Below are 25,460 nucleotides of genomic sequence, written 5' to 3'. Positions count from 1 at the left end.
GCGCGGTCAATGACCGCCGAGCGGTCACCACGACGGCGCTCCCCAGCGGGGATACCAGAAGTGCGCGACGCGGACGTTGAGCGCGATCACGTCGAGGGCCGGGGCGTCGCCGAGCGGCTGGGCGTGGTCGAGCTGGAGCGCGACGCCGATCACGCGGTGGCGATCGAGGCGCAGATCGATCCCGAGCCCGACCGAGACGACGGCGTCGACGCCGAGCGCGGCGGGCACGGCGTCGGGGAACGAGCCCAGATCGGACGCGGTGCGGTAGCGCAGCTGCGGGCCGAGGCCGAGGCGCAGGGTGGGGACGGTGCGCGCGCCCAGGCGCAGCTCGGCGCCGAGCTGCGCGGCGGTCGTGATCGTGCGCCGGGTGACCGCGCCGCGCTCGGGGCGACCGTTCACGTCCATCTCGGCGTCGGCGAACGTGGCCGGCTGGGTGAGCGCGGCGCCGAGCTGGAGGTCCCAGGCCAGGGCGTTGCGCCAGGCGTAGGTCGCGCGTGCGGTCGCGCCGATCGTGGGGACGCTGGTCGTCGACGCGCCGGTCTCCCCGACCCGCGCGACCCCGCCGTGGGCCGCGCCCGCGAGCGAGGCCTCGAAGCGATCGGCACGCGCGGCGCGCCCCGTCACCGGCGCCAGCGCGCCGAGCACGAGCGTGATGACGACGCGTCGACGCACTACCGGAGTCCCAGCTTGCGCACGGTGATCTGGCCCTTGCCGTCGGGCGTGCGCACCACCAGGACCAGGTCCTTGCCGGTGAGCTGACTGGCGTCGCGCACCACGACCACGCCGCGGACCTTGGCGCCCGAGGCGACCGTACCGACGATGCCGGCGCTGGCGCCAGTGGCGAGGCGCGCCGCGGTCGCGAGGTTCTTGGCGCCGTCGCGCAGCTCGAGCCCGGCGACACGGAAGGTCGCCCCCGAGCGGTTCTCGATCTCGACGTTCACCAGCAGCGCGCTGCCGAGGTAGACCGCGCGCAGGGCCCACACCACGACCCCGTCGTCGTTGCGCTCGACCGCGGTCAGGCGCGCGAGGTCGAGCCGCGCCATCGCGCGGTCGGCGATGGCGGCGTCGAGCTGGGCTCGGACCTGCGCGGCGATGTCGCGCTTGACCGCGGCGACCTCGGCCTTGAGCGCGGCAGTCTGGGCGGCGACGGCCTCGTCGATCGCGCGCTGGCGGGCTTCCTCCTCGGTGGTGGCGGTGAAGGTCACGAGGGCGCACGCGTCCTTGGCGTCGGCGACGGTGCGCAGGCCGACGCTGACGCGGATCGGTCCGCTCTGCGCGTTGATGTTGGCCGGCGGCACCGACGCGGCCTTGGGGCGGATGAGCAGGCCGGTGTCCCCGTCCTTGCGGATCTCGTACTCGGCCAGGTCGCTCGTGTTGGCGCTGGTGAGCTTGTTCGGGAACTGCAGGCTCGTGAGGTAGGCCGGATGCACCGCGATCTCGAACGCGCCGCCCGACGGTGGCACCAGGAAGTCGCACGACTTCTGCGCGGCTGCGGGCCGGGCGGTGATCGCGGCGAGGACGACGGCGAGCGCGAGCGTGGCGAGGGTGACTGGGCGCATGACGTTCCTAAGGCTTCAAGACGTCGCGATATCCGCGGGTCGAACCGCTGCCGGCGCCGTCGCGCGGAGGTGGTGACGTGGTTCGTCGACGAGGCGCGGCGTCCGCGGCCGGGCCGGCATCGATCGGCGTGGCGGCATCGACGGGCGGCGGTGCGAGGGTCGCGGCGTCGAGCGCCGACGCGTCCGTCTCGACGCCGCCATCGACCGCGGTGCCCGCGGCGGCCTGGGCGGCGCCCGAGGGCGGCGTTGTGCCGCCGCTCGATGCGAGCACGATCGCAACGACCACACCCGCGACCGTTGCGGCGCCGAGCGCGACGATCAGCCCGCGCCGTGGCCGGCCGGGAGGAACCAGGGCGCGTGGGTGCGCGCTGCTGCCGAGGGTCGTGGGCATGGCGGCGGCGGCGATGACACCCGGTGGGAGCGCGTCGGTCGCGGGGCCGGCGAGCGGCGCCGGCGCCGGGGACGCGGTGAGCAGCTCGGGGGCGTACGCCGCCAGGATCCGCATCCCGTCGGGCAGTCCGTCCGCGGCGGGCGTCGCGGCCGCGAACGCGCGGATGAAGTCGCCGATCGTGGCCCAGCGCGCGTCGAGCTGCCGCGCCATCGACCGGCGCACGACGTCGGACAGCTCGCGCGGGAGGTCAGGCGCGCCAACGCGCGGATCGGGCGCGGGCTCGAGGCTCTGGCGCTCGTAGATGGTCACGGGCGAGCTGTCGCCCCAGGGCAGGGTTCCGCCAGTGAGCAGCTGGTACGCGACGACGCCGAGGCTGTAGATGTCGGCGCGGAGGTCGATGTGCTTGGCGTCCTTGAGCTGCTCCGGGCTCATGTACGCCGGGGTGCCGACCGCGAGTCCTGTGCCGGTGCCGGCCCCGAGCCCCTCGGCGAGCTTGGCGATGCCGAAGTCGAGAACCTTGATGTGGAGGTCGGTCCGCAGACCGGCCGCGGCGAGCCGGGCTGCGTCCTCGGCGGGCGCGGCCGTCAGGAACAGGTTGTCGGGCTTGATGTCGCGATGGATGATCCCGTGGGCGTGGGCGTGGGCGATCCCGGCGGCGGCCTGGGCGAGCACCACCAGCACGAGGCCCGGAGACACTGGCTTGGGCGCGCCGGACGCGGCGCGCCGCTGCCATCGCTCCAGCCACTCGGCGACCGAGCACCCGCGCAGGTACTCGAGCACGAGGTACGGAACGCCGTGCGCGTCGGTCTGGCAGTCGTGGATGACGACGACATGGCGATGCGCGAGGCGAGCCGCGGCCTGGGCTTCGACGATGAACCGCGCGACCGCCGCCGGGTACGTCGCCAGCGCCGGCAGGATCTGCTTGACCACGACCTCGCGCCCGAGCACCGCGTGCCGCGCCAGGAACACCTGGCCCATGCCGCCGGCGCCCAGCTTGCGGACGATCTCGTACGGGCCGATCGTCGCCGCCGCTGCCGCCGGCCCCGCCACCCTAGGCTCCATCGGATTCATCGACTCCTCTTACGCTTATCCCAGCGGCGCCGCCGATGGAACTCAAAAACCTGCATTCGGGGGCAAGTGATGAAAATCCGGACTTGACCCCCTAACTGAAGTAGCCTTGAATTTGTCCGCGATTCTAGATGGATGGCAGAGTTCGGGGGTGGATCGCGGAATGTCCGCAGTGACCCCACAACCGGGTAGGCGGACGGGCATCGCATCGTATGAGTAGGCACCATGGCACCTGCCAGTGACCGGACCAACCTGAACCAGTCGACCGACCCGCTCGCGCGCGTCGAGGCGGGGCCGCTCCCGCCGTCCGATGCGGTGACCCAGATCAAGGTGTTCGGCGACGAGCTGACCTTTCATCTCGACCGCACGCGGTTCGCGTTCACCCTCGGCTCTGGGATCCCGACCCAGATCGATCTGAGTCTCCCGCACCAGTACGTCTCGCGGTTGCACGCTCGGCTGGAGCGCGACGGCAACTGGCTGGTGGTGACCAACCACTCGCAGAACGGGACGTACTTCGGCGGACGTCGCGAGGAGCGCGCGCCGCTGCTCGCGGGCGAGCGCTTCACCGTGGGCGCGACTGAGCTGCTGGCGCTCGATGATCACCTCGTCGCGCTGCGCGTCGCGTTGCAGCGGGCGCTCGGCTACGACGCGCACGCCGTGATCGACCAGGCCCTGGTCGACGTGGCGCAGCGCGAGCAACCGCCGCTGCTCGTGACCGGCCCGCAGGGTAGCGAGCCCGAGCTGCTCGCCGCGGCGCTGCACCGCGCGTCGCCACGCCGCGACCAGCCGTTCGTCGTGCTCGACGCGCTGATGACGCGGACCGGGGTCGCGGCGGCGCTCGCCCGGGTCGAGGCCGGATCGATGTTCGTGGATCTGCGCCCCCTGCGCGGCAAGCACGCGAGCGCGCACCTGGTCACGGCCTTGTTTGGCCCCCGCGCGCGGGCGCGGGCCATCGTCGCGGCGCCGACGCTCGAGAGCGCGCTCGGCTCGCTGGCGGAGCGCGCGCGTCGCCTGGAGGAGATCCAGGTGCCGCCGATCAGCGCCCGGCCCAGCGACGTGCCAGCGCTCCTCGACGCGCTGCTCGTCGAGCTGGGCAGCGTGCACCGGTTCGCCGAGCTACCCGTCGATCGCCAGGAGGCGATGGTCCGGTTCGCGTGGCCCGACAATCAGCTCGACCTGCGGCGCACGGCGCCGCGCCTGGGCGCCTACCTGGGCGCGGGCGGCAACGTCAGCGCCGCGGCGCGCGTGCTCGCGGTCGATTCGACGACGCTGAGCGAGGCGCTCGAACGCGTCGGTGTCCTGGTACGTCAGCGCCGGCGCCGCGGACCGGAGGGGCGGTGATGGGCGAGCTCGCGGGCGCGGCGAACGTCGGCGTGTGGTGGGTGGGCTGGTGGTCCGCGTGATGACCCCGACGATCGCGCGCATCGCGCTGCGACAGACGACCGTGACCGAGGTGCTTGGGCTGCTGGCGTACGCCGAGGGCTTCGCGCTGGTCGTCGGGAGCCTGGGCCTGGGCCTCGAGCCGCCTCGGGTCGTGCGGCATGCGGCGCACCAGGTGATCGCGGGCAAGCAGCCGTGGGCCCCACACCGTGCCGTGTTCCCGGCGCACCTCCGCGCGGTCGCGCGCGCCGTGATGGCCGACCGCTTGCGCCTGGAGGCGCTGGCGCGCACGCACCCAGGCTGTGCGCTGCCGGACGTCCGCATGACGGTGGCCCAGGTCGGAGACCTCGCCGGCGTAGCCGAGCTGGCGCACAGCGCGGGCGAGGTGATGGTGTTCCACCGCGCCGACGCCCCGGCGCTGCTCGCTGCCGCCGTGCCCATCTGCGACAGCATCCGCGCGCTGCTCGAGCGCCTCGCGCACCAGGACGCGGGCGCGGACACAGCGCCCATCGCGATGGCGCGCGAGCCGGGGACGGTTCAACGGCCGATCTCGACGGACGGCCCGAGCCAGTCGGCGCGGCCCGAGGCGATCCGCACCGAGCGGACGCCGAAGGAGAGGAGGTGAGCGGCGAGCATTCGTGACGACTGCGCGCCGATCGATCGACGCGCACGACATCGCGGTCAGTGTGACCTCGGTGGGTCGAGCGAGGGAAGCTGGCCGGGAGTCTCAGACAGGGGTGGGTGGACCGCAGCGGGTCCCGCGCGCCAGCAGTTGGCGCGTGTGGACCCCGGTGCTGCCTTGGGCAGACAGGAGTTCTCGATGACCGACTACAAGTGCGACAGCAGCATCCCCGACACGGACAACATCCCCATCACCGATCGTACGCGGGCGGCAGGGGCCCGCGATGAAGCGAGCACGGCGCGACCCGTGACGCCCTTGCCGTGGCCATCGCCGGCGTGGATGTCGCGCACCCGCGAGCGGCTGTCCGCCTCCAGGATGAGTCAAGCTGGCTCTAGCTGCGCCGAGTGCGCACGTTCCTCGACGATGGGCCGGCGGGGTTCGACGCGCGCGCCGCGGGGCTCCTTGCTCCATGACGAGGCCGCTCGTTCAGTGCGCCCGGCACTGGTTGCTCGTCTTCGAACAGCATGCGCGGCGCGACCTCGTCGGCGCCCATGGCGGCAGCGAGGCACTCCAGCATGGACACCATCTCGGCGCGGCGTGCGGCAGGCATCGTGCGGATCGCCGTGATGATCCGCGGCTGGGGCATCGGCGGCGCGGTCGCGATGACCTGGCGCCCCGCGGCGGTGATGCGCAGGTCGAGGCGCCGACGATCGGACGGCGAGGTTCTCCGGGACACCAGCCCACGCTTGACCAACCGGGAGACGACCGTCGATACGGAGCTGTGATCTGTCAGGCTGCGCTCGGCCACCTCCGCGAGGGACAGCGGACCCGAATCGACGAGCGTGTGGAGCACGAATAGCTGGGCGGCCGACACGCCCGACGCCGCTTCGATCTGGCGATCGGCGAGGCGCAGGTGCCGGACGATCCGTCGCAACGCGACCATCACGGCGGCCGGCTCGGTGTCGGTCAGCGTCATCGAACTCCGTCGGAGGTTAGCCGCAGGCGCGGATCGCATCCATGGGCGCCCACAAGATTCGGCCGGTGTGATATGTGGGGTCCCACCTAAATAGACGATCTTTGCAACGATGGCGACCACAGGGCGGGCCGACCGGGGTCGCGCAACGAGGCGGTTGCGTCGAGGTTCGCGCGTGTCCGCTGACCAGCCTCACCCGGCCCGGACGCCCGGGCTGCTGGTCGCGCCATCGCTGGCGGCCACGCTCGCGCGCGACCACGTCGGTGGCCCGCCTGCGGTGATGGACAGCCGTGACGCGTGGATCGCCGGGCTCGCGATCGCGCTGGCGGTCGCTGCGACGGGCGTCGCCGAGGTCCTCGTGCGCGCGATCGCCCTGATCACGAACCTCGTATACTACGGGCGCGTATCGCTGGACGCCGCGTCACCGGCGGGGAACCACCTCGGAGTCGGCGGCGTGGTCGTGCCGGTCGTCGGCGGGATCGTCGTGGGACTGATGGCGCGCTATGGCTCACGTGCGATCCGCGGGCACGGCATTCCCGAGGCGATGGAGCAGATCCTCACCAACGAGAGCCGCATCCCGATGAAGGTCACGTTCCTGAAACCGGTCTCGTCGGCGATCGCGATCGGCACGGGTGGCCCGTTCGGCGCCGAGGGCCCGATCATCGCGACGGGCGGCGCGCTCGGCTCGGCGCTCGGGCAGCTCATTCATGTCACGACGGCCGAGCGCAAGACGCTCCTGGCCGCCGGCGCGGCGGCCGGCATGACCGCGATCTTCGGCACACCGGTCGCGGCGGTCTTGATCGCGATCGAGCTCCTGCTGTTCGAGTACCGCGCACGATCGGTCGTGCCCGTCGCACTCGCGACGGCCGCGGCCGGGGGCTGCGCCTGTGGATCCACGGCGGCGCGGCGTGCTTCGCGATGCCGGACCTCGGGGCGCCGGACGGTGCGGCGATCGTGGTCGCGGCGCTGGCCGGCATCGCGATCGGCGCGGTCTCGACGTACGTGACACGCGCCGTCTACCTGATCGAGGATCTCTTCGAGCGCCTGCCGGTTCACTGGATGTGGTGGCCAGCCCTCGGCGCGGTCGTCGTGGGCGCCGTTGGCCTCGTGGTGCCACGCACGCTCGGCGTGGGCTACGACAATATCGAGGCGGCGCTCGGTGGTCGGATGACGGCCGCCACGATCGCGGTCTTGTGCGCTGCAAAGTTCGTGTCGTGGGCGATCGCACTTGGCAGCGGCACGGCAGGCGGCACGCTTGCGCCGTTGCTCACCCTCGGGAGCGGGCTCGGCTGGCTGCTCGTGGCCGGCGCCGCGGCGGTCGCACCTGGACTCGGCCTCGATCCCCGCGTCGGTGCGCTCGTCGGGATGGCGGCGATGTTCGCGGGCGCATCGCGCGCGCTGCTCGCCTCGATCGCGTTCGCGATCGAGTCGACGCATCAGCTCGGCTCGGCGGTCGCGGTCGTCACCGGCGTGACGTCGGCGTACTTCGTGTCGTGTCTGATGATGAGGACGACGATCATGACGGAGAAGCTCGCGCGACGCGGGCTGGAGGTCGCCGCGGACTACGCGGTGGACCGGCTCGCGCACGTGCGCCTCGCCGAGCTCGCGTCGAGAGCGTTGTGTACCGTCGACGCGAACGAGTCGGCGGCCGTCGCGCTCGCTGGTCTCGGCCCGCATCACCAGGCGTTCCCGGTGCTCGACGGTGTCCGATTGCTCGGCGTCATCACCCGCGCCGAGCTCGCCGTCGCGGAGGGTGACACGCGGGTGGCCACGCTGCTCGCTCGTCCGCCGGTCGTGGCGCTGCCGAAGGAGAGCGCGCGCATCGCCGCGGACCGCATGGCCGCGGCTGGGGTCGGCCGGATCGTGATCGTCGACCCGATCGACACGACCCGCGCGATCGGAATCGTCACGCGCAGCGATCTCTTGAGCTCGCTGGCGCCGCGGGTGAGGGCGTCTTGACGTTCGACATGGCAAAAAGCGCGGATCTGTGCGACTGAGTGGAGGGGATTCGTGACAGTTGAGCTGGAAAGTCGGGAGTCGCAGAGGGAGGCTCGGTCGTGACGTCCTACGCTGTTCGTGCGAGCGTCTGGGCGACGGTCTTCACGGCCGTCCTGGGGGTGTCGATCGTGGTCGGCTCGCGCAACCTGGCGCACTTCGACGCGGCGCTGGTCGGGTACACCTTCGCGACGCTGTTCGCGACCTTCGGGATCACCTACCGCTACTCGATGTGGCTCCAGCGCCCGCCGACGCGCATGTACTGGCGCCAGGGCTGGCGAGCGTTCCTCGCCCCGCGCCGCCTGCTGGGGAACTTCGCCCGCCTCCTGCGTCGACTGGTCGATGAGGTCGCGCTCAATCGCTTCATCTTCCGCCGGGCGCGCATGCGCGGGCTCACCCACATGCTCCTGATGTGGGGCTGCCTGCTCGCCGCCGCGATCACGTTTCCGCTCGTCTGGGGCTGGATTCACTTCGAGACCGTGCCCGGGCACCTCGACACCTACCGCACGTACATCTTCGGCTTCGCGGCGGGCGACTTTCCCGTCGATTCGGTGCTCGCGTTCGTGGTGTTCCACGGCCTGGTCTGGGCATCGTTTCTCGTGCTTGGCGGCGTCATGCTCGCGTTCCGTCGGCGCATGCGCGATCGCGGGGCACAGGCGGTGCAGCAATTCGGCGAAGACATCCTGCCGCTCATGCTGCTCGCCGCGATCAGCATTTCTGGGTTGATGCTGACGGTCAGCTACACGTGGCTGCGCGGCTACGCGTACGACTTCATCGCGATCCTGCATGCCGTCACGGTGATCGTGACGATGCTGTGGCTCCCGTTTGGAAAGTTCTTCCACATCTTCCAGCGGCCGGCCCAGCTCGGCGTCGAGTTCTACAAGGACGAGGGTGCGCGCACCGAGCAGGCGCGGTGCAAGCGCTGCGACCAGCCGTTCGCGTCCGCGAAGCTGATCCGCGATCTGATCGCCGTCGAGCGCGAGCTCGGGTTCCGCTACGAGACCACCGCCGGCGGCGCCAGTCACTACCAGGAGGTTTGCCCGGCCTGTCGCCGGGCGCTGTTCGGGCTCGCCCAGGGCCGCCTGTGGACCGCGAGCGAGAAGGACTGATCCATGGCGAAACTCCCCGTCGACGACCTCGCGATCATCCGTGCGTTCGGACCGCACCTGTCCGCCGGCACCCGCGGCGGCACGGCGGGTGTCGCCGACAGGCTCGTGAAGACGCACTGTTGCTTCTGCGGGCAGCAGTGCGGCATCCAGCTCAAGGTTCGCGACAACGAGGTGATCGGCTTCGAGCCGTGGGAGGAGTTTCCGTTCAACCGCGGGATGCTGTGTCCGAAGGGCGTCAAGCGCTACCTCCAGGGCTCGCATCCGGATCGGCTGGTGACCGCGCTCCGCCGCGATCCGGAAGCGCCGGGTGGCTTCGCGGCGATGCCGTATGACGACGCGATCGCCCACGTCGCTCGCGAGATCTCGCGGCTACAGACGGTGCACGGCAACGCGTCGATCGGCGTCCTCAGCGGCGCGAGCCTCACGACCGAGAAGACCTATCTGCTCGGCAAGTTCGCGCGGGTCTGCCTGAAGACGCCGTTCATCGACTACAACGGCCGGCTCTGCATGGTGAGCGCGGGCGCGGCGAGCATGAAGGCGTTCGGCATCGATCGCACGACGAGCCCGTGGAGGACATGGTCGGCGCCGAGTTGATCTGGGTCGCCGGCTCGAACGTCGCCGAGTGCGCGCCGATCACGACAAACTACATCTGGCAGGCGCGCGAGCGAGGCGCAAAGGTGATCGTCCAGGACCCGCGGATCACGCCGATCGCGCGCACGTGCGACCTGTACCTCCCGGTCCGGCCGGGCCGCGACGCCGCGCTCTTCGCCGGGGTGCTCGGCGTGATGATCGAGCAGGACTGGTTCGATCGCGCGTTCGTCGACGCGCACACCGTCGGGTTCGAGGCGGTGGCCGAGTACTGCCGGAGCTGGCCGCTCGCGCGCGCCGCGGAGGTCACGGGCGTCCCCGAGCGCTCGCTGCGCAAGGCGGCGGAGCTGTGGGGCACCGCGAAGTCGAGCTTCCTGCTCCACGCGCGCGGGATCGAGCACCACTCCAACGGCGTTCAGAACGCGCTCGGCGCGATCAACCTCGTGCTGGCGTCGGGCCGGATCGGCCAGCCGCACAGCGGCTACGGCACGATCACCGGGCAGGCCAACGGCCAGGGCGGACGCGAGCACGGCCAGAAGTGCACGCAGTTGCCCGGCCTGCGCGAGATCTCGAACCCGGAGCATCGCGCGTACGTCTCGTCGGTCTGGCAGATCGACGAGCGCGACCTCCCAGGTCCGGGTGTCGATGCCTACGAAATGTTCCGCAAGATCGACGCGGGCGAGATCAAGGGGCTCCTCGCGATCTGCTTCAACCCGAAGGTCTCGCTGCCCGACAACCAGTTCGTGCGCGGGCGCTCGAGAAGCTCGAGTTCTTCGTCGCGATCGACTTCTTCGTGAATGACACCGCGCGCCACGCCGACATCGTCCTGCCCGGCAGCCTGCAGGAGGAGGACGAGGGCACCGTGACGCAGGTCGAGGGGCGCGTCATCAAGATCAACAAGGCCGTGGAGTGTCCCGGCGAGGCGCGCGCGGACTGGAAGGTCGTCCAGGATCTGGCGAAGGCGCTCGACCGGCCACACGGGTTCACGTTCGCGAGTCCGCGCGAGATCTTCGATGAGCTGCGGGTCGCCAGCAAGGGCGGCATCGCGGACTACTCCGGCGTCACCTACGAGAAGATTGAACAGCAGATGGGCGTGTTCTGGCCCTGCTACAGCCACGATCCGCAGACCGGCGCGCCGACGCCCGACGATCCGGGCACGCCGCGGCTGTTCGCGACCGGCAGCTACAACCCGATCGCGAAGGGCGCGGGCCCGTTCTACTTCCCCGACGGCAAGGCGCGGTTCAACGTCGCCGAGTACCGCTCCGCCGTCGACGACGCTAGCGAGGACTACCCGATCTTCCTGACGACTGGCCGCGTGGTGAGCCAGTTCCTGTCGGGGACCCAGACGCGCCGCATCGGCCCGCTCGTCAAGCAGTATCCCGAGCCGCGGATCGAGCTTCATCCGCGCCTCGCCGAGAAGCTCGGGATCGCCGATGACGACTGGACGACGTGCGAGACGCGCCGCGGCGCGATCACCGTGCGGGCCTCCGTGGTCGCGACGATCCGCCCCGACACCGTCTTCATCCCGTATCACTGGCCAGGCGACAAGAGCCCGAATCGACTGACGGTCGCGGCCCAGGATCCGATCAGCAAGATCCCCCAATACAAGGTCTGCGGCTGCCGCGTGCGGCGCGCCGATGCGCCGCCCGCGTACGCGGCGATCCTCGAACCGCAACAGTGAGCCGCTATGCCCGTCCCTCATGATCTCGAGTTTTTCGTCGACCCCAGCCGCTGCATCGGCTGTCAGGCCTGCGTCCACGCATGCACGGAGTGCGACACGCACCGCGGGGACTCGATGATTCACCTCGAGTACATCGATCGCGCCACGTCGGTCCAGACCGTGCCGGTCGTGTGCATGCACTGCGAGCAGCCGACCTGCGCCGAGGTCTGCCCCGCCGATGCGATCAAGCGCAGCGCCGACGGCGTCGTGCAGAGCGCACGCAAGCCGCGCTGCATCGGCTGCGGCAACTGCGTCGTCGCCTGCCCGTTCGGCGTGCCGGAACTCTACATCGATCGCGCGGTGATGATGAAGTGCGACATGTGCTACGACCGCACCTCCGTCGGCAAGAAGCCGATGTGCGCGACGGTCTGCCCGAGCCAGGCCCTGTTCTTCGGAACCCGCGAGGAGGTGCGTGCGCTCCGCCCGCGGTCGGCGCCGGTCAACAAATTCCAGTTCGGTGACCAGGCCATCACCACGCGCGTCAACGTGATGGTGCCGCGCGGCCCCGGCGCGCCGTCACACGTCGACGTCACCGCCGCGATGGCGGAGCGGCCGCACAATCGCGGGATGCGCCTGCCCGTGATCGATACCAACGATCCGTTCGCCGGGGTGGAGGTGTAGCCGTGGCCGACGAGAGCATGCCGCGCGGGGGCGCCCCCCCCCCCCCCCCCCCCCCCGCCCGCGCGCGCCGGCCCCCCCCCGCCCGCGCCCCCCGGCCCTCTCCGGGCCGGCGCGGGATCCGGGGGATATCACCGTCGCGCCCGATGGGCGACCGATGGAGGCGCAGCCGCGATGGCGCCAGGACTTTGCGATCGACACGCCCGAGGCCGACTTCGTGGCCCGCCGCGACTTCGCAAAGTTCCTCGTGCTCACGAGCGGCGCGTTCGTCGCCGGCCAGGTGTGGATCGCGGCCAAGAGCCTCGTGCGCGCTCGCCGCGCGAAGACCGGCCGCGTGCGGATCGCGTCGCTGGCGGCGCTGCCGCTCGGTAGCGCGACGATGTTCGCCTATCCCGACGCGCATAATCCCTGTTTGCTGATCCGTATGCGCGACGGCAGGCTGCTCGCCTACAGTCAGAAGTGCACGCACCTGTCGTGCGCCGTCATTCCGGAGCTCGACCAGGGCATCCTGCGCTGTCCATGCCATGACGGCGTCTTCGAACTCGCGACCGGGCGCAACATCGCAGGCCCTCCGCCGCGACCGCTTCCGGTGATTGAGCTCGAGGTCACGGGCGACGAGGTCTACGCCGTCGGCATCAAGGCGAGGACGGTATGAGCGTCAGGTTCCGGGGCCAGTCGACGCGCGCGCAGCGGCTGACCGTGGTGCACGGGGTGCTGTGCTTCGTGCTGATCCTCGTGATCCTCCAGCTCTGGCTGCTCGCCGCGACCGTGAACGCGTGGCTCGGCGATGACGACGGTGTGGTCTGGCCGGCGCTCGCGGCGAGCGCCGGGTGTCTCGGGATCAACTTCGGGCTGCTCCGCTACCTCCTTCGCCGATGATGGAAGCCGCGCAGCCCGTTGGTGGCCTTGCTGGGATGCACCCTGCGTACTTCGCGCTCGCGATGGCGACCGGGATCGTGTCGCTCGCGTGCGAGTCCCTCGCGCTGCATCCGGTTGCCGTGGCGCTATTCGCCTGCAACCTAGGCTTCTACTCGATCCTGTGGACGCTGCTGATCGCGCGCGTGATCCGCCATGGCGATCGCGTCCGCGCCGACCTCGTTGACCACCGTCGGGCCGTCGGGTTCTTTACGATCGTCGCGGCGACCTGCGTGCTCGGGTCGCAGTGCTTGATCGTCGGCGGCAGCCTCGCCGCGGCGCTCGGGCTATGGTTCGCCGGGATCGTCCTCTGGGCTGTGCTGATCTACGGGATCTTCGCGCTGCTCACCGTCAAGACCCAGAAGCCCGCGCTCGCCGATGGAATCAACGGAGGCTGGCTGATCAGCGTCGTCGCCGCTCAGTCCGTCAGCGTGCTCGGCGCGCAGCTCGCCCCTTCTCTTGGCGCGCACGCGGAGGCGGCGCTCGTGTTCTCGCTCGCGATGTGGCTCGGCGGCGGGATGCTGTACCTATGGATCATCTCGCTGATCTTTTACCGATACACGTTCTTCACGATGAGCCCCTCTGACCTCGCGCCGCCGTACTGGATCAACATGGGCGCGGCGGCGATCTCGACGCTCGCGGGCACGATGCTCGTCGCCGCTGCGCCGCACTCGCCGGCGCTCGAGCAGATCCTCCCGTTCGTGCGGGGCTTTACGTGGATGTGGTGGGCCACCGCGACGTGGTGGATCCCGATGCTGCTGATCCTCGGGGTCTGGCGCCACGTCATCCGCAAGTTCCCGCTGCGCTATGACCCGCTCTACTGGGGCGCCGTGTTCCCGCTCGGCATGTACACGGTGTGCACGTTCCGCCTTTCCCGCGTGGTCGACGCCGCATTCCTCGGCGGCATCGCGCGCGTGTTCGTGTACGTGGCGCTCGGCGCGTGGTGCCTCGCCGCGGCCGGCATGGCGCGGCACCTCGCCCGGCCCGCCCACCCCTCGTCGAGTCGCTGAGCGTTGCTGCGTCGACTTCGGCCGGGATCCCGCCGTGCACGTCGCAAGCCCAGGTTGGTAAGGTGCGGCGCGAGGGTCGCGCGGCCGCGCCATCGGTCACGCGGCCGCGGCGGCGCGCACCGCGCGCCGGTGTGATCACGAGTCGGCGCGACGCATCACCGAAGCGACGCGCACCCGCTCCGCAGGGACGGCGATCGCCTGCATGAAGTAGGTCTTGAACGCCTCGACCCACGGCTGCTCGTCGACCGCACGCGCCATGCACAGGAGCCACGCATCCCGCTCCGCTTCGTCGATCGTGAAGCGCGCGTGGATTCCGGGGATCGAGATCGGGCCGAATCGCGTCCGGTACTCGTTGGGGCCACCGAGCCAGGCCACGAGAAAGACCGCGAGCTTCTCGCGGACCTCGGTAAGATCGGCGGCATGCATCGCGCGAAGCGCGCGCGCCTCGAGGAGCGTCTCCATGTGCTCGTAGAATCGATCCACGAGTCGGTCGATGCCATCGGCACCGCCGGCGGCGCGGTACGAAGCGTCGCCGGTTCCGTAGCCTGGTGACGTCAAGTTGCGCTCCGGGCGAGCACGAGGACGACGGCACTTTCAGCGATCGCCTCGACGTCGTGGACCAGGCCACGCGCGAACGGCAGGAGATGCCCGGCGCCGAGCTCGACGACGCGGTCGTTGAAGCGTATCCGCAGGTCCCCGTGGAGGACGTACAACGTCGCCGTATCGGTCGCGTGGTGCTCGGCGATCGTGGCACCAGCCTCCATCGCGATCACGACGACCCGGAGATCGGGCTCGCGGAGGATCGTGCGCGCGGCGTGCCCGACAGCAGACGCCATGGCGTCCGCGCGGAGCTCGCGGGCGACCTCAGCGAGGTCGATCACGCCGCCGGCGTGGGCCGCCTTCGGTCGCGACTTCACAAGGCAGCTCCCAGCGCGCCTTGACGCCACGCCCTGAAGTGCACCTCGGTGGCGATCTGCGCATGGACACGGTGGTCGAGGCGCACGAACTCGAGGCCGTGGTGCTCGTCGAACGACGCTGGAGGCGCGACGACGGTGCTCATCCGTCCCCGCGGGTTGCGCGCGAGAACAGGATGTTGTTCTCGAGATGGATATGCTGCATCAGCTCCGCCTCGATGGTCTCGAGGCCATGGTAGAGCGCCGTCCATGTCGCGCAGGCGTGCGCCGGCAGCCGCAGGTCGTCCGTGAGCTCGCGGATCTTCGCGAGCTGTTCGCGGTGGGCGTCGTGCTCGCCCTCCATCACGTGGACCGGCCCGTGGACCGCCTCCCCGCGCGCACCGTCACGGATCATAGGGAACAGGATCTTCTCTTCCTTGCCCATGTGGCTCTGCATCTCGGCGAAGAACTCGGTCAGTACGTCCGCGAGTCCCGAAGGGACGCCCGCCTTGCTCGCGTGGACTCGCTCCACCTTGCGCGCGGCTTCGATCAGCGGCGGGAGGTCTCGGCGAAGGCCGGCGTGGTAGTGGCTCTCGATGTGGTCGGCGAGTTCGGTCTGCGTCCGGCTCTGCCACCGGATGGATGAATCGCCTCGTGTGGCCTCCTGCTCGAGCTCCGCGGCGATCTCCGCGGGGTTTAGGCCGGCGCGCTCGCATGCCTCCGCCAGCGTTCGGCGGCCACCACAACAGAAGTCAAGGCGGTGGCGCAGGAAGACGCGAGTTGCGGACGGATTCGCGGCTGCGAGGTCACCGAGAGGGGTCGTCATCGGCTGCATAACCGTGTCCTATGCATGACTTACTCCACTTCCAACCATACGTGATCACGGGCATCGGGTGAACAAACCGTGCTGTGGTCGTCACAACATGTTGTGCGAATCACCCATGAACCACCGTGTAACGGCCTCGCGATCGACCTGACCGAGGGTCTGGGCGCGGCGGATCGCTATCAGCGTCTCCTTGCGGTCGTCTGTGCGACGCGACCGCACTGCTCGTGCTGCCGGTCCGGTTACAAGACATGGGTAACAGCGCCGGCTCAGGACATGGGTGACAGGTCCGCTCAGGACATGGGTGACACCGCAGGGGTGCGGTCGCCGAGTTCAATAAGTGGCGCTGGTCCAACGGGCCAGGGCATCGGCGGCGATGCCCTGGTCAACGAGGTCCACCGCCTCGACCGCGCCGATGAGCTGGTGCCGTAGCTGGTGCAGCTCGGAGGCCTGCCCGGCTGCAACAACCACGCCGCGACCCCCGGCACGAGCTCGTCGATGGCCTCCGCCAGCGCCGCCCGTGGCTGTACTAGGTCGCCGTGCGCCACCAGCGCCTCGATCAGCCGGTGACCCAGCCCGCCGTTGAGCGCGGGGCCGTCGCGCAGGCTCGGCACCGAGTACGAGTGGAGCGATGCCGCTCGGCCGAGCACCCAGGGCAGGGGACACCCCAGTAGATCTTCGATGTCACCCGGCGTGAGGCGCGTGGCTGAAGCGATCGCCCCCGCCGGCACCCGCCACGCCGCCCGCGCGGGTGGCAGCGGCAGCGGCGCGAGGGCTTCGCTCGCGAGGTCGAACCCCGGCCGCGCGCCGGCGCGCAGGTCAGCGACGGTCATCGTGAGCAGTCGGCGGCAGGCGACGCGATCGCGACCGTGTTGTGCAGGTCGATCCGCTGGGGCGGGTCGCCGCGCTGCTGACCGTGTTGGTTGAGCGGGTTGAGTTGGTAGCTACCGGGTGTGTCGCCGAGCATGGCGATGAACTCGGCTCTCGTGATGGTCAGCGGCAGCCGTAGCGGGCTGCCGTCCGGGAGCGTCAGCTTGCGCCAGAGCGCTCCCTCGTGGGCCTGGTGCATGACGATGAACGAGATCGCCTCCGGGTGACGTCGGAAGCGCCGGCCGCGGGCATCGAGAAGCCAGGCCGTGCCACGCGACTTGGCGACCGTTGGCTGTTGCGCGTCGGGGCGGTTGGGATCCGGCATCGGGTGGGGATCATCCGGCATCGGTTGGAGAGCATCGCGACGCCGCAAGGGAGCGGTCAATAGCCTGCGGCCCGCGCAAGCGCGATCGAGTGCCGGATCGAGTGCCGGATCGGGCGCATCAACGAGCGAGTTCGTACGTGCGATCAACAACATGGGGCGCGTGTGCGAGCGCTCGCCGAGCGCGCTCGGGCGGCGCTCCCGCGGCGCTCCCGCGGCGCTCGGTCAGCGCTCGGGCAGCGCTCGGGCAGCGCTCCCGCAGCGCTCCTGCGGTGCTTCCGCAGGCTCGCGCAGCGCTCCCGCGGTGCTCGCGCAGCGCTCCCGCGGTGCACGCGCAGCGCTCCCGCGGTGCACGCACAGCCGCCCACGGTGCGCAGGCAGGTGTTTGATCGGTGCGATCACCAGGGTTCCACCGAGATCCCGGTGCCGGTGGTCCGCGGGTCCCGACGGAGATCTGCCCGATCAACCGCGAAGATTTTTCTGGGTTGGAGGCGCGCGTGATCGCACGTGATTCGGGCGATCGGAAAACGGCACAAAAACAAACCTGTGCTGGCATGGCTTCTTGCAGCCGATAGGTGAGTGAGAGGCGCGATCAGGCAACCCACATGACGGGGCCGATCGCGCGTGGTGTCCCCTGTGCGCCTCGTGGCGCCCACCCCACCGCCCACGACGGGCGGAGGAGCCTGTCCAGTGTCCAATCTCAGCTTCAACTACAAGGGGGAGCCGTTTACCCCGCCGCCCGAGGCCACGAACTGGCGCGTGCGGCGCCTGCGCGATGGCCAGCGCGGGCAGCTCGATGTCGTCCGGGATGCCGCCGGGATGCAGATCATCCTGCCGATCGCGATCGCGTTCGACGGGTTCCGGGAGGCGGTGGGACACACGGTCGGGCGGTACCGGCTCGACATGGTGGACGAGCAGAACCAGCCGATCGACGGCGAGGCGGCGTACGCGACCGTCGCGCCACCGGTGCCGTCCGAGCCAGCGGGCGCGACCCTGCGCAACGCGGTCAACGCGGTCCAGTGGGCTTCGCACGGCGAGTACGACGACGCCCCGGTGGCGACCGCCGTGACGCGCCCGCCCGTGGTGACCGCGTACGGCACCTGGCCGGCGCTGCCCCGCCCCGAGCAGATGAGCGGCGCGGAGTACCTCCTGGCCGAGGCCCTGCGCGGCCAGGTGATGACGATCCAGATGCTGACCACCGCGCTCGCCGACCGCAGCACGTCGTGCGCGGCCGGGGCGCGCGAGATGATCGGCGCCGCCGCCGACCTGGTGCGCGCGGCCGACGGTGCGGCGATGCCGCTGCGGCGGCCGCCGCCCCCGCCGCCGCCTGCGCCCCCGCCGCCGCCTGCGCCGTCGCCCCCGCCCGCTGCGTACCTCGCAGCCTTGCCGCGCAACGCGATGGTGCTGGACGAGGACGATGACCTCGACCCCGGCGCCGTGGTCGCGGACGCGCCGACCGAACAGGACATGTTCGCCAAGGTGCTCGCGATCGCCGACAAGGTACAGGGCGTGATCGCGCCGGTGGCCGACGTGGCGCGGCTGGTGATGGGCGGGTTCGGGAACGACGTGGCGCTGCGCAACGCGGGCGCCGTGGCGGAGCCGCCGGCCGAGGTGGTCGCGCCGACGGAGGATCTCGACGACGAGGCGGCGCCGATGCCGCGCCACCTGTACACGTCGCACATGCTGCTGATCGCGCACGAGCTGGGCGCCGAGGGCACGCGGTTCCGGCGCCTGGTGCTGCACCTCGAGCCCGACCAGCGCCAGCGACTCACCGCGCACCTGTGCGGGCTGCCGTTCGAGGAAGCGGTGGCCGAGGCGGCGGCGTTGCTGGCGCGCGTCGCCGCACGGCGCGAGGCCCGGGCGGCGGCGCAGCGCGAGGCCGAGCCCGAGCTGTCCGACGAGGACGGCGACGGGGACGAGACCCCCGATCCCGGCGACGATCCCGCGGACGGCGACGCGCCCCCCGCGCCGTGCGACGTCGACCCGGACGCGCCGGCCGTGGCCGTGCCTGCACCGCCCCCGCCGCCCCCCGCCGCCAAGGCGCCTGCCCCCGTCGCCAAGGCGCCCCCCGTCACCAAGGCGCCGACCCCGGCCCCGCAGCTGGCGATGGTGCCCACCGCGCAGCTCGAGCCCGTGCTCCAGGAGCAGCGCCAGGTCACGCCGCCCCCGGGCATGTCCGGCGCCGAGGTCGCGAAGCGCATGAAGGAGATCACCCAGCACCTGAAGGTGACCGAGATCCTCAAGGTCCACTCGCTGCTCGGGGTGACGCCGCAGGCCGAGCGCGACGCGTGGTCGGCGCGGCTGATCGCGATGCCGCCGGCCGACGCGGCGGCCCTGATCCGCGCCGAGTTGGCCCGGCGCGGCGGCTGACGGCCACGTCCAACTCACCAAGGCCCACGCTTTCGCGCGTCTCGACGCACCTGCATCCCTACCGAGGCCCCCCATGTCCACCAGCGACACGATCTCCGCGCTCGACGACACCACCTTGTTCACCGCGCACGCGCGCGACGTCGTGCGCGCGCACGTCCGCCAGCTCGGCGGTCACGCCGGCCGCGCCGCTGCCCGCGTCCGGGCCACCGTCGGCCAGATCGCTGACAAGGCCCGCACGTACGTCGGGCGCCTCGGCGCGGTCGCCGAGCGCTACATCGGCGCCAAGGTCACGCAGCGCGTCCGCCCGCCGATCCTCGCCGCGTTGCTCCTGGCCGGCGCCGCCCTGGTGGTGGCGATCGTCGCCGTCGTCGTCCGGCGGAAGTAGGCCGTCATGGATGCCATCCTCGCCGTCATCGCCGCCGCCACACGCGACGGGGCCAGCGACGCCGACCTGCGCCGCGGTGCCGTGGCCTGCCGCGCGCTCGCCGATGCGCTCGACGCGGCGAGCCCGTCGCCGCGCCCGAGCGGTGTCGTGAGCGCATCGACGGTGCCGGCGCCCCGACCGCGTGCGGACGTCGTGGCGCCTGGTGCGCCGGGCGGTGCGTCCTCATCTTTGCCCAGCGGCGTGCGTGCGGTGTCGCTCGACGCCGCGACGGGCACCCCGCCGGACACCCCGGTCACGTCGACCGACACCACCCGCCCCGAGCGACCGCCGATCAACGCTGCTGTCAGCGCCAACCCCTTCGCCGGCCTCAGCGCCAATCACGTCCTGGAGCTGGCGATCTCCAAGCTGCGCGCGCACGTCGTCGCGTCCGGTGCGCCGGGCGGTGCGTCCACGTCGTTGCCCAGCGCCGTCCGCGCGCTGTCGCTCGGCACCGCGACGGGCACCCCGCCGGGCGCCTCGGTCACGTCGACCGACGCCACCCGACCCGATCGCCCCCCGGTCAGCGACGGGCCCGACCGTCCGCCGGTCATGCCCGCGGTCAGCGCCAATCCCTTCGCCGGCCTCAGCGCCGATCAGGTCCTGGACTTGGCGATCTCGAAGCTGCGCGACGCCGTGGGCGAACCCGCGACCGCACCGCCGACGTCGCTCGGCCAGCCGTTCCACCTGACTCTCGTGCCCATCCCGAGGGTGTCGTGATCCCGGCGATCCTCGACGCTACCCCTGCGCGGGACCACGCTCGGGTTCGACCGGGTGCGCGTCCGGCCCGTCGCGTCGACGGCCACCAAGCGAGACCGTTCGCGCGCTGACCTTCGCGATGCGATGCTCCCGCGCCTGGCCGAGCGTCGTCACGAACCTCACGCACTGCGGCGCCGCGGTCGCCACCGCGCGCGCCAAGTCGGACAGTGTCCCTGGCTCCGGCTGGCCCGATCGAGCGACCGGTCGAGCGGCCAATCGAGCGCGCATCCGGCGTCGAGTGGCTGAAAGTGGCCGCACGGCCAGGCCGCGATCACCTAAGCCGACGAGATCACTGCCGTCGGCAGAATAGGGGCCCTCATCGGGGCTTGCCCCCGATGGGGGAGGGTTCGGCGACGAACCCTCTGGAACACAGAGTTTGTAAGTTCTTCGGTCGAGCGCCGGTCGACGCGCCGGGAGTTTCGCGTCCTGGGTGGGGGCCCTCATCGGGGCTTGCCCCCGATGGGGGAGGGTTCGGCGACGAACCCTCTGGAACACAGAGTTTGTAAGTTCTTCGGTCGAGCGCCGGTCGACGCGCCGGGAGTTTCGCGTCCTGGGTGGGGGCCCTCATCGGGGCTTGCCCCCGATGGGGGAGGGTTCGGCGACGAACCCTCTGGAACACAGAGTTTGTAAGTTCTTCGGTCGAGCGCCGGTCGACGCGCCGGGAGTTTCGCGTCCTGGGTGGGGGCCCTCATCGGGGCTTGCCCCGATGGGGGAGGGGTTCGGCGACGAACCCTCTGGAACACAGAGTTTGTAAGTTCTTCGGTCGAGCGCCGGTCGACGCGCCGGGAGTTTCGCGTCCTGGGTGGGGGCCCTCATCGGGGCTTGCCCCCGATGGGGGAGGGTTCGGCGACGAACCCTCTGGAACTCAGAGCCGCGGCGCGGCCGCGCGGATCTCTTCAGACGCCTGGCCCTCGTACTTCTTGAAGTTCTCGCGGAACAGCACCGCGACCTTCCGCGCTTGCACGTCGTAGGCGGCCTTGTCGGTCCAGGTGTTCTTCGGCACGAGGAGCTCGGCCGGCACGCCCGGGCACTCGGTCGGCACCGCGACCCCGAACACCGGGTCCTCGACGGTGGCGACCTTGTCGAGGGCGCCCGAGTGGATCGCGTCGACGATCGCGCGCGTGAACTTGAGCTTCATGCGCGACCCGACGCCGTAGCCGCCGCCCGACCAGCCGGTGTTGACCAGCCAGGTCTGGGCGCCGTGCGTGCGCAGCTTGTCGGCGAGCAGCTCGGCGTACTTGGTCGGGTGCCAGGCGAGGAACGGCCCGCCGAAGCAGGCCGAGAACGTCGCCTCGGGGTCCTTCACGCCGACCTCGGTGCCGGCGACCTTGGCGGTGTAGCCGCTGATGAAGTGGTACATCGCCTGGGCCGGGGTCAGCTTGGCCACCGGCGGGAGCACGCCGAACGCGTCGCAGGTCAGGAAGATGACGTTCTTCGGGTGGCCGGCCACCGCCGGGATCTTGGCGTTGGGGATGACGTCGAGCGGATAGCAGCCGCGGGTGTTCTGGGTGATCGACACGTTCTTGTAGTCGACGACGTGCGACTCCGGATCGAACACGACGTTCTCGAGCACCGAGCCGAACTGCAGCGCGTTCCAGATGTCGGGCTCCTGCTCGCGCGACAGGTCGATGACCTTGGCGTAGCAGCCGCCCTCGATGTTGAACACGCCCTCGTCGCTCCAGCAGTGCTCGTCGTCGCCGATCAGCAGGCGCTTGGGATCGGCCGACAGCGTGGTCTTGCCGGTGCCCGACAGGCCGAACAGGACCGACGAGTCGCCGCCGTCGCGGGCCTGGGTCGCCGAGCAGTGCATCGACAGCACGCCGCGCTTGGGCATGAGGTAGTTCATGATCGTGAACACCCCCTTCTTCATCTCGCCGGCGTACTCGCTGCCGAGGATGATGAACTCGCGCCGGCCGAACGACAGGTCGATCGACGTGGCCGAGGTCATGCCCGCGGTGTGCTTGTTGGCGGGGAAGCCGCCGGCGTTGAAGATCACGTAGTCGGGCGCGCCGAAGTCCTCGAGCTCGGCCGTCGACGGGCGGATCAGCATGTTGTGCATGAACAGCGCGTGGTACGCGCGGGCGCAGACGATGCGGATCTTCAGCCGGTAGGCCGGATCCCAGCCGGCGAAGCCGTCGACGACGTAGAGCCGCTCGCGGGTGTTCAGGTAGTCGATCGCGCGCTCGCGGTTGATCGTGAAGCTCTGGGCGTCGAGCTTGATGTTGACGCTGCCCCACCAGATGTCGTCGCGGACCTCGGGCTCGTCGACCACGCGCTTGTCGGTCGGGCTGCGACCGGTCTTCTTGCCGGAGTAGGCGATGAGCGAGCCGGTCGACGAGATCGCCGAGCCGCGCTCGTGGCGCAGGGCGGCCTCGTACAGGTACGACGGGGTGGCGTTGCGGTGGATCTCGGCGACCGAGATGCCGTGGGCCTCGAGGTGGAAGTCGGCCATGGGTCCTTCTTCAGGTGGGGGGAAGTTCCGGAGGTATACACCAGCCCCATAGCCGGCGGCACCCGCGCTGGCCGCGACGACGAGCGGATCGCTTGCCGCACCGCGCCAGAGCGGCCGAGATCGCGCCCGCGATCGCGCCGAAGGCGGCTCAAGCGCGCGGCTCGAGCGTGCGGCTCAGGCGCGCGGCTCAAGATCGCGCGCCTCAAGACCGTGCTGTTCAAAGCGCGCGGCGGAAGATCGTGCCGTTCAAGGCGCGCGGCTCAAGACCGTGCTGTCCAAGGCGCGCGGCTCAAGATCGTGCCGTTCAAGGGCGCGGCTCAAGGCGCGCGGCGCAAGGCGTGCAGCTCAATCTCGCGGGGCGCCGTCGCCGCGGAGGGTGTCGTCGACGAACTCGAGCACCTCCCGGACCATCGCGCCGAAGTCGTCGTAGAAGATCTGATCGATCTCGTTCGCGGCTGGATCGAACAGCACCACCGGGCACTCGCCCGAGTCCTGGGCCCGGCCGGTGTCGAGGCAGAACCACTCGGCGGCGTTGGCGCCCTTGCCGACCACGATCAGGTGATCGGCGAGCTGGTAGGTGTCCCGGGCCGCCAGCGTCGACCGGACCACGTCGCCCCCGGGCTCGTCGGCCAGGCCGCAGAAGTCGTGGACGACCGCGAGGTCGGCCGGGATCCCGAGCGCGCCGTAGTGGCGGAGGAACTCGCGGTACGACGGTGGGAAGCTGGCGCCGAGCTCCTGCTCAGCCGCGACCACGGCGTCCTCGGGCACGGGCCCGGCGATGACACACCGGCGCTCGATGTCGCCTAGCCGGCGGCGGACGCGCTCGATGAGATCGACGATGTCAGACTGCACGCCAGGAGTATGCACGGGCGCCGCGCCGGCGCACCACGCGCGCGGTCATCGATCGCGGTCCGGATGGGCCACGCGCCAGCGCGAATAGATCGCTTGACAGAACCGGTGGACCCCGTGCACGACGACCACGCTGCGCAGCGACGAGAACAGCTCGAACGCGTGGTGGGCGCCGGGCAGCTCGGCGTACGCGACGAGCGCGCCGCGGGCGCGGGCCTCGCCGACGAACGCGCGGGCCATGGCGACGGGCACGAGGTTGTCGCGGGTGCCGTGGATGACCATCATCGGCGGCGTGGCGGCGCCGGTCCGGGCCAGCTGCGCGTGCGGCGACGCGGCCTCGTAGGCCTCGTGCTCGGCCAGCGGGCGCTTGATGACGATGCGCGCCAGCAACAGCTCGCGGAAGGCGCGGTGCCGGAAGGTGCCGGCGCGGTCGGCGAAGTCGTAGACGCCGTAGTACGCCACGCACCCGGCGACGGCGGTGTCGACCTGCTCGAACCCGGGTTGGTAGCGCGGATCGTTGGCGGTCACCGCGGCCAGGCTGGCGAGGTGCGCGCCGGCGGAGCCGCCGCCGATCATCACGAACCGGGGATCGCCGCCGTGCTCGGCGACGTGGCCGCGCACCCACGCCAGCGCGCGCTTCACGTCGATGAGGTGGTCGGGGAAGGTCGCCCGCGGCGACAGCCGGTAGTTGATCGAGACGCACACCCAGCCGGCGCGGGCCAGCTCGTGGACCGTGAGCAGGCCCTGGTGGCGCTTGTCGCCGACCACCCAGCCGCCGCCGTGGACGTAGACGAACACGGGGCGGGGCGCGGCGTCGGCGTCGGCGCGCCGGTAGACGTCGAGGCGCTGGCGCGGTTCGTCGCCGTAGGCGACGCTGACGGTGCGGTCGACGTCGCGCGGCCGCCGCGGCCACGGGAACAAGATCGCGCGCCACGGCGTGGTGGGATCGTAGGTGGCGCGCACCGCGGGCGCGATCCGGTCGTGGTAGTCGCGGCCGAGCGCGTCGCCCAGCGCGCGCTCGATGACGCCGGTGGTGCGGGCCGCGATGATCAGGTGGTGCCGCAGGATCGTCAGCGACACCGCCACGCCGGCCACGCCGACCCAGCCGGGCCAGGCCGCGGCGCCGCCGCCGAGGATCAGCGCGACGCCGACGCCGAGCTGACCGCCGAGCTGGTGCAGGGGTAGCTCGCTGACCAGCCAGCCGATGGGCCACGCGACCAGGGTGGCCGCGCCCGGCCAGCGCGGGGGCATGATCGAGATCACGGACGCCAGCGCGCACGCCAGGCCGAAGGCCAACAGCACCCAGGGCATGCGCCCATCGTGCGTCGATCGGGGCCGGCACTCAAGTGCGCACGGCCGGGCGTCGAGGCACAATCGCCGCCATGGCCAAGACCGCTTGCCCCGTCACCCGTGCCCAGTTCACCGAGAAGGCCGAGGCGCTCAAGGTGGTGATCAACGGCACCGAGTTGCTCGCCGACGTGAAGGAGTTCTCGACCGGCTCGTTCGGCTGGTACCTCAACGGCAAGATCGTCGTCACGATCGACGGCAAGCCGTGCTCGGTCCAGGTCGGGATGAACCTGACGGTGGTCGGCAGCAAGGAAGCGACCAAGGACCCGGCCTGAGCGACGGCGGGGCGCGCGATCAGGGCGGCGGCGCCTCGGCGGCGGCCGCGTCGGCGCGGGCGCGCAGGTCGAAGTAGCCCCGGGCCGCGTAGGTCGCCTGCTGCAAGACGGCCTGGGGCCGTGGCGCGGGC

Annotated in this window: 23 protein-coding genes and 2 pseudogenes; 13 read left to right on the top strand and 12 right to left on the bottom strand. The window is 71.2% G+C overall.

Going from position 1 to position 25,460, the window contains the following annotated elements:
* Nucleotides 1-24 precede the first annotated feature (24 nt).
* From IPL61_09455 to IPL61_09445, 3 genes are read right to left on the bottom strand one after another with little or no spacing between them, the layout of a single operon-like run.
* Nucleotides 25-672, bottom strand: coding sequence for a hypothetical protein (locus IPL61_09455; GenBank protein ID MBK9031545.1), 648 nt, complete (start codon nucleotides 670-672; stop codon nucleotides 25-27).
* A complete protein-coding gene (locus tag IPL61_09450; protein MBK9031544.1) occupies nucleotides 672-1,559 on the bottom strand; it encodes a DUF2381 family protein in 888 nt (295 codons plus the stop codon). The genes IPL61_09455 and IPL61_09450 overlap by 1 nt, the downstream gene beginning before the upstream one ends.
* Before the next feature lie 7 nt (nucleotides 1,560-1,566).
* A complete protein-coding gene (locus tag IPL61_09445; GenBank protein MBK9031543.1) occupies nucleotides 1,567-3,012 on the bottom strand; it encodes a serine/threonine protein kinase in 1,446 nt (481 codons plus the stop codon).
* A 231-nt stretch (nucleotides 3,013-3,243) separates the two neighbouring features.
* Between IPL61_09445 and IPL61_09440 the strand changes: the two genes are divergently transcribed.
* Complete coding sequence (locus IPL61_09440) at nucleotides 3,244-4,359, top strand: FHA domain-containing protein (protein ID MBK9031542.1); 1,116 nt, start codon at nucleotides 3,244-3,246, stop codon at nucleotides 4,357-4,359.
* A gap of 49 nt (nucleotides 4,360-4,408) precedes the next feature.
* Entirely contained in the window at nucleotides 4,409-5,023 is a 615-nt protein-coding gene (locus tag IPL61_09435; GenBank protein ID MBK9031541.1) for a hypothetical protein, read from the top strand.
* 388 nt (nucleotides 5,024-5,411) lie between these two features.
* Here the strand turns inward: IPL61_09435 and IPL61_09430 are convergent, their stop codons facing one another.
* A complete protein-coding gene (locus IPL61_09430) occupies nucleotides 5,412-5,996 on the bottom strand; it encodes a MarR family transcriptional regulator (protein MBK9031540.1) in 585 nt (194 codons plus the stop codon).
* Between the two features lie 277 nt (nucleotides 5,997-6,273).
* Between IPL61_09430 and IPL61_09425 the strand changes: the two are divergent.
* The 7 genes and pseudogenes from IPL61_09425 to IPL61_09395 all read left to right on the top strand — a co-directional run bounded on the left by IPL61_09425 (nucleotide 6,274) and on the right by IPL61_09395 (nucleotide 13,948).
* Nucleotides 6,274-7,952: pseudogene (locus IPL61_09425) on the top strand (chloride channel protein).
* 98 nt (nucleotides 7,953-8,050) lie between these two features.
* Nucleotides 8,051-9,097 (top strand): MFS transporter, encoded by a 1,047-nt coding sequence (locus IPL61_09420; GenBank protein ID MBK9031539.1) that lies wholly within the window; start codon nucleotides 8,051-8,053, stop codon nucleotides 9,095-9,097.
* Nucleotides 9,098-9,100: 3 nt separating this feature from the next.
* Nucleotides 9,101-11,366: pseudogene (locus tag IPL61_09415) on the top strand (molybdopterin oxidoreductase family protein).
* Between the two features lie 6 nt (nucleotides 11,367-11,372).
* Nucleotides 11,373-12,026 carry a 4Fe-4S binding protein gene (locus IPL61_09410; GenBank protein ID MBK9031538.1) on the top strand — a complete coding sequence of 218 codons (654 nt, stop codon included), beginning with the start codon at nucleotides 11,373-11,375 and terminating at the stop codon, nucleotides 12,024-12,026.
* A gap of 244 nt (nucleotides 12,027-12,270) precedes the next feature.
* Entirely contained in the window at nucleotides 12,271-12,678 is a 408-nt protein-coding gene (locus IPL61_09405) for a Rieske (2Fe-2S) protein (GenBank protein ID MBK9031537.1), read from the top strand.
* Complete coding sequence (locus tag IPL61_09400) at nucleotides 12,675-12,902, top strand: hypothetical protein (GenBank protein MBK9031536.1); 228 nt, start codon at nucleotides 12,675-12,677, stop codon at nucleotides 12,900-12,902. The genes IPL61_09405 and IPL61_09400 overlap by 4 nt, the downstream gene beginning before the upstream one ends.
* Nucleotides 12,902-13,948 (top strand): tellurite resistance/C4-dicarboxylate transporter family protein, encoded by a 1,047-nt coding sequence (locus IPL61_09395; GenBank protein ID MBK9031535.1) that lies wholly within the window; start codon nucleotides 12,902-12,904, stop codon nucleotides 13,946-13,948. The genes IPL61_09400 and IPL61_09395 overlap by 1 nt, the downstream gene beginning before the upstream one ends.
* Nucleotides 13,949-14,083: 135 nt before the next feature.
* On the opposite strand, the gene IPL61_09390 is transcribed toward IPL61_09395, so the two are convergent.
* The 5 genes from IPL61_09390 to IPL61_09370 all read right to left on the bottom strand — a co-directional run bounded on the left by IPL61_09390 (nucleotide 14,084) and on the right by IPL61_09370 (nucleotide 17,012).
* A complete protein-coding gene (locus tag IPL61_09390) occupies nucleotides 14,084-14,506 on the bottom strand; it encodes a group II truncated hemoglobin (GenBank protein ID MBK9031534.1) in 423 nt (140 codons plus the stop codon).
* The gene (locus IPL61_09385; GenBank protein ID MBK9031533.1) at nucleotides 14,503-14,784 is read right to left on the bottom strand and encodes a cupin domain-containing protein; all 282 of its coding nucleotides are present in this window, start codon (nucleotides 14,782-14,784) and stop codon (nucleotides 14,503-14,505) included. Before IPL61_09385 ends, IPL61_09390 begins: the two co-directional genes overlap by 4 nt.
* 77 nt (nucleotides 14,785-14,861) lie before the next feature.
* Complete coding sequence (locus IPL61_09380) at nucleotides 14,862-15,008, bottom strand: hypothetical protein (protein ID MBK9031532.1); 147 nt, start codon at nucleotides 15,006-15,008, stop codon at nucleotides 14,862-14,864.
* A complete protein-coding gene (ytfE, locus tag IPL61_09375) occupies nucleotides 15,005-15,676 on the bottom strand; it encodes an iron-sulfur cluster repair protein YtfE (protein ID MBK9031531.1) in 672 nt (223 codons plus the stop codon). The genes IPL61_09380 and ytfE overlap by 4 nt, the downstream gene beginning before the upstream one ends.
* An 817-nt stretch (nucleotides 15,677-16,493) precedes the next feature.
* Nucleotides 16,494-17,012: a hypothetical protein gene (locus tag IPL61_09370; protein MBK9031530.1), complete on the bottom strand. Its 519-nt coding sequence runs from the start codon at nucleotides 17,010-17,012 to the stop codon at nucleotides 16,494-16,496.
* Nucleotides 17,013-17,546: 534 nt separating this feature from the next.
* Here IPL61_09370 and IPL61_09365 point away from each other — a divergent pair.
* The 3 genes from IPL61_09365 (at nucleotide 17,547) to IPL61_09355 (ending at nucleotide 20,367) form a co-directional block, all read left to right on the top strand.
* Nucleotides 17,547-19,226, top strand: a complete 1,680-nt coding sequence (locus IPL61_09365; protein ID MBK9031529.1) for a hypothetical protein — start codon at nucleotides 17,547-17,549, stop codon at nucleotides 19,224-19,226.
* 73 nt (nucleotides 19,227-19,299) lie between these two features.
* On the top strand, nucleotides 19,300-19,611 hold the full coding sequence (locus tag IPL61_09360; protein ID MBK9031528.1) for a hypothetical protein: 312 nt from the start codon (nucleotides 19,300-19,302) through the stop codon (nucleotides 19,609-19,611).
* A gap of 6 nt (nucleotides 19,612-19,617) precedes the next feature.
* Entirely contained in the window at nucleotides 19,618-20,367 is a 750-nt protein-coding gene (locus tag IPL61_09355; protein MBK9031527.1) for a hypothetical protein, read from the top strand.
* A 904-nt stretch (nucleotides 20,368-21,271) separates the two neighbouring features.
* Here IPL61_09355 and pckA read toward each other — a convergent pair.
* From pckA to IPL61_09340, 3 genes are all read right to left on the bottom strand, one after another.
* Nucleotides 21,272-22,858, bottom strand: coding sequence for a phosphoenolpyruvate carboxykinase (ATP) (gene pckA, locus IPL61_09350; GenBank protein ID MBK9031526.1), 1,587 nt, complete (start codon nucleotides 22,856-22,858; stop codon nucleotides 21,272-21,274).
* Between the two features lie 345 nt (nucleotides 22,859-23,203).
* The gene (locus tag IPL61_09345) at nucleotides 23,204-23,710 is read right to left on the bottom strand and encodes an SMI1/KNR4 family protein (protein ID MBK9031525.1); all 507 of its coding nucleotides are present in this window, start codon (nucleotides 23,708-23,710) and stop codon (nucleotides 23,204-23,206) included.
* Between the two features lie 45 nt (nucleotides 23,711-23,755).
* The gene (locus IPL61_09340; GenBank protein ID MBK9031524.1) at nucleotides 23,756-25,018 is read right to left on the bottom strand and encodes an alpha/beta hydrolase; all 1,263 of its coding nucleotides are present in this window, start codon (nucleotides 25,016-25,018) and stop codon (nucleotides 23,756-23,758) included.
* Nucleotides 25,019-25,089: 71 nt separating this feature from the next.
* On the opposite strand from IPL61_09340, the gene IPL61_09335 reads away from it, so the two are divergent.
* Nucleotides 25,090-25,329 carry a hypothetical protein gene (locus IPL61_09335; GenBank protein MBK9031523.1) on the top strand — a complete coding sequence of 80 codons (240 nt, stop codon included), beginning with the start codon at nucleotides 25,090-25,092 and terminating at the stop codon, nucleotides 25,327-25,329.
* Nucleotides 25,330-25,460 lie beyond the last annotated feature (131 nt).

The sequence above is a fragment of the Myxococcales bacterium genome (assembly GCA_016717005.1).
Taxonomy (GTDB): Bacteria; Myxococcota_A; Polyangia; order Haliangiales; family Haliangiaceae; genus UBA2376.
This window is presented reverse-complemented; position numbering and strand designations above follow the sequence as displayed.

Excerpts from the sequence above, each read along its gene's own strand:
- IPL61_09380 (MBK9031532.1), bottom strand. The coding sequence starts at position 15,008 with ATGAGCACCGTCGTCGCGCCTCCAGCGTCGTTCGACGAGCACCACGGC.
- IPL61_09445 (MBK9031543.1), bottom strand. The coding sequence starts at position 3,012 with ATGGAGCCTAGGGTGGCGGGGCCGGCGGCAGCGGCGGCGACGATCGGC.
- IPL61_09450 (MBK9031544.1), bottom strand. The coding sequence starts at position 1,559 with ATGCGCCCAGTCACCCTCGCCACGCTCGCGCTCGCCGTCGTCCTCGCC.
- IPL61_09360 (MBK9031528.1), top strand. The coding sequence starts at position 19,300 with ATGTCCACCAGCGACACGATCTCCGCGCTCGACGACACCACCTTGTTC.
- IPL61_09355 (MBK9031527.1), top strand. The coding sequence starts at position 19,618 with ATGGATGCCATCCTCGCCGTCATCGCCGCCGCCACACGCGACGGGGCC.
- ytfE (MBK9031531.1), bottom strand. The coding sequence starts at position 15,676 with ATGCAGCCGATGACGACCCCTCTCGGTGACCTCGCAGCCGCGAATCCG.
- IPL61_09430 (MBK9031540.1), bottom strand. The coding sequence starts at position 5,996 with ATGACGCTGACCGACACCGAGCCGGCCGCCGTGATGGTCGCGTTGCGA.
- IPL61_09385 (MBK9031533.1), bottom strand. The coding sequence starts at position 14,784 with ATGGCGTCTGCTGTCGGGCACGCCGCGCGCACGATCCTCCGCGAGCCC.
- IPL61_09410 (MBK9031538.1), top strand. The coding sequence starts at position 11,373 with ATGCCCGTCCCTCATGATCTCGAGTTTTTCGTCGACCCCAGCCGCTGC.
- IPL61_09370 (MBK9031530.1), bottom strand. The coding sequence starts at position 17,012 with ATGTTGTTGATCGCACGTACGAACTCGCTCGTTGATGCGCCCGATCCG.
- IPL61_09335 (MBK9031523.1), top strand. The coding sequence starts at position 25,090 with ATGGCCAAGACCGCTTGCCCCGTCACCCGTGCCCAGTTCACCGAGAAG.
- pckA (MBK9031526.1), bottom strand. The coding sequence starts at position 22,858 with ATGGCCGACTTCCACCTCGAGGCCCACGGCATCTCGGTCGCCGAGATC.
- IPL61_09340 (MBK9031524.1), bottom strand. The coding sequence starts at position 25,018 with ATGCCCTGGGTGCTGTTGGCCTTCGGCCTGGCGTGCGCGCTGGCGTCC.
- IPL61_09440 (MBK9031542.1), top strand. The coding sequence starts at position 3,244 with ATGGCACCTGCCAGTGACCGGACCAACCTGAACCAGTCGACCGACCCG.
- IPL61_09395 (MBK9031535.1), top strand. The coding sequence starts at position 12,902 with ATGGAAGCCGCGCAGCCCGTTGGTGGCCTTGCTGGGATGCACCCTGCG.
- IPL61_09400 (MBK9031536.1), top strand. The coding sequence starts at position 12,675 with ATGAGCGTCAGGTTCCGGGGCCAGTCGACGCGCGCGCAGCGGCTGACC.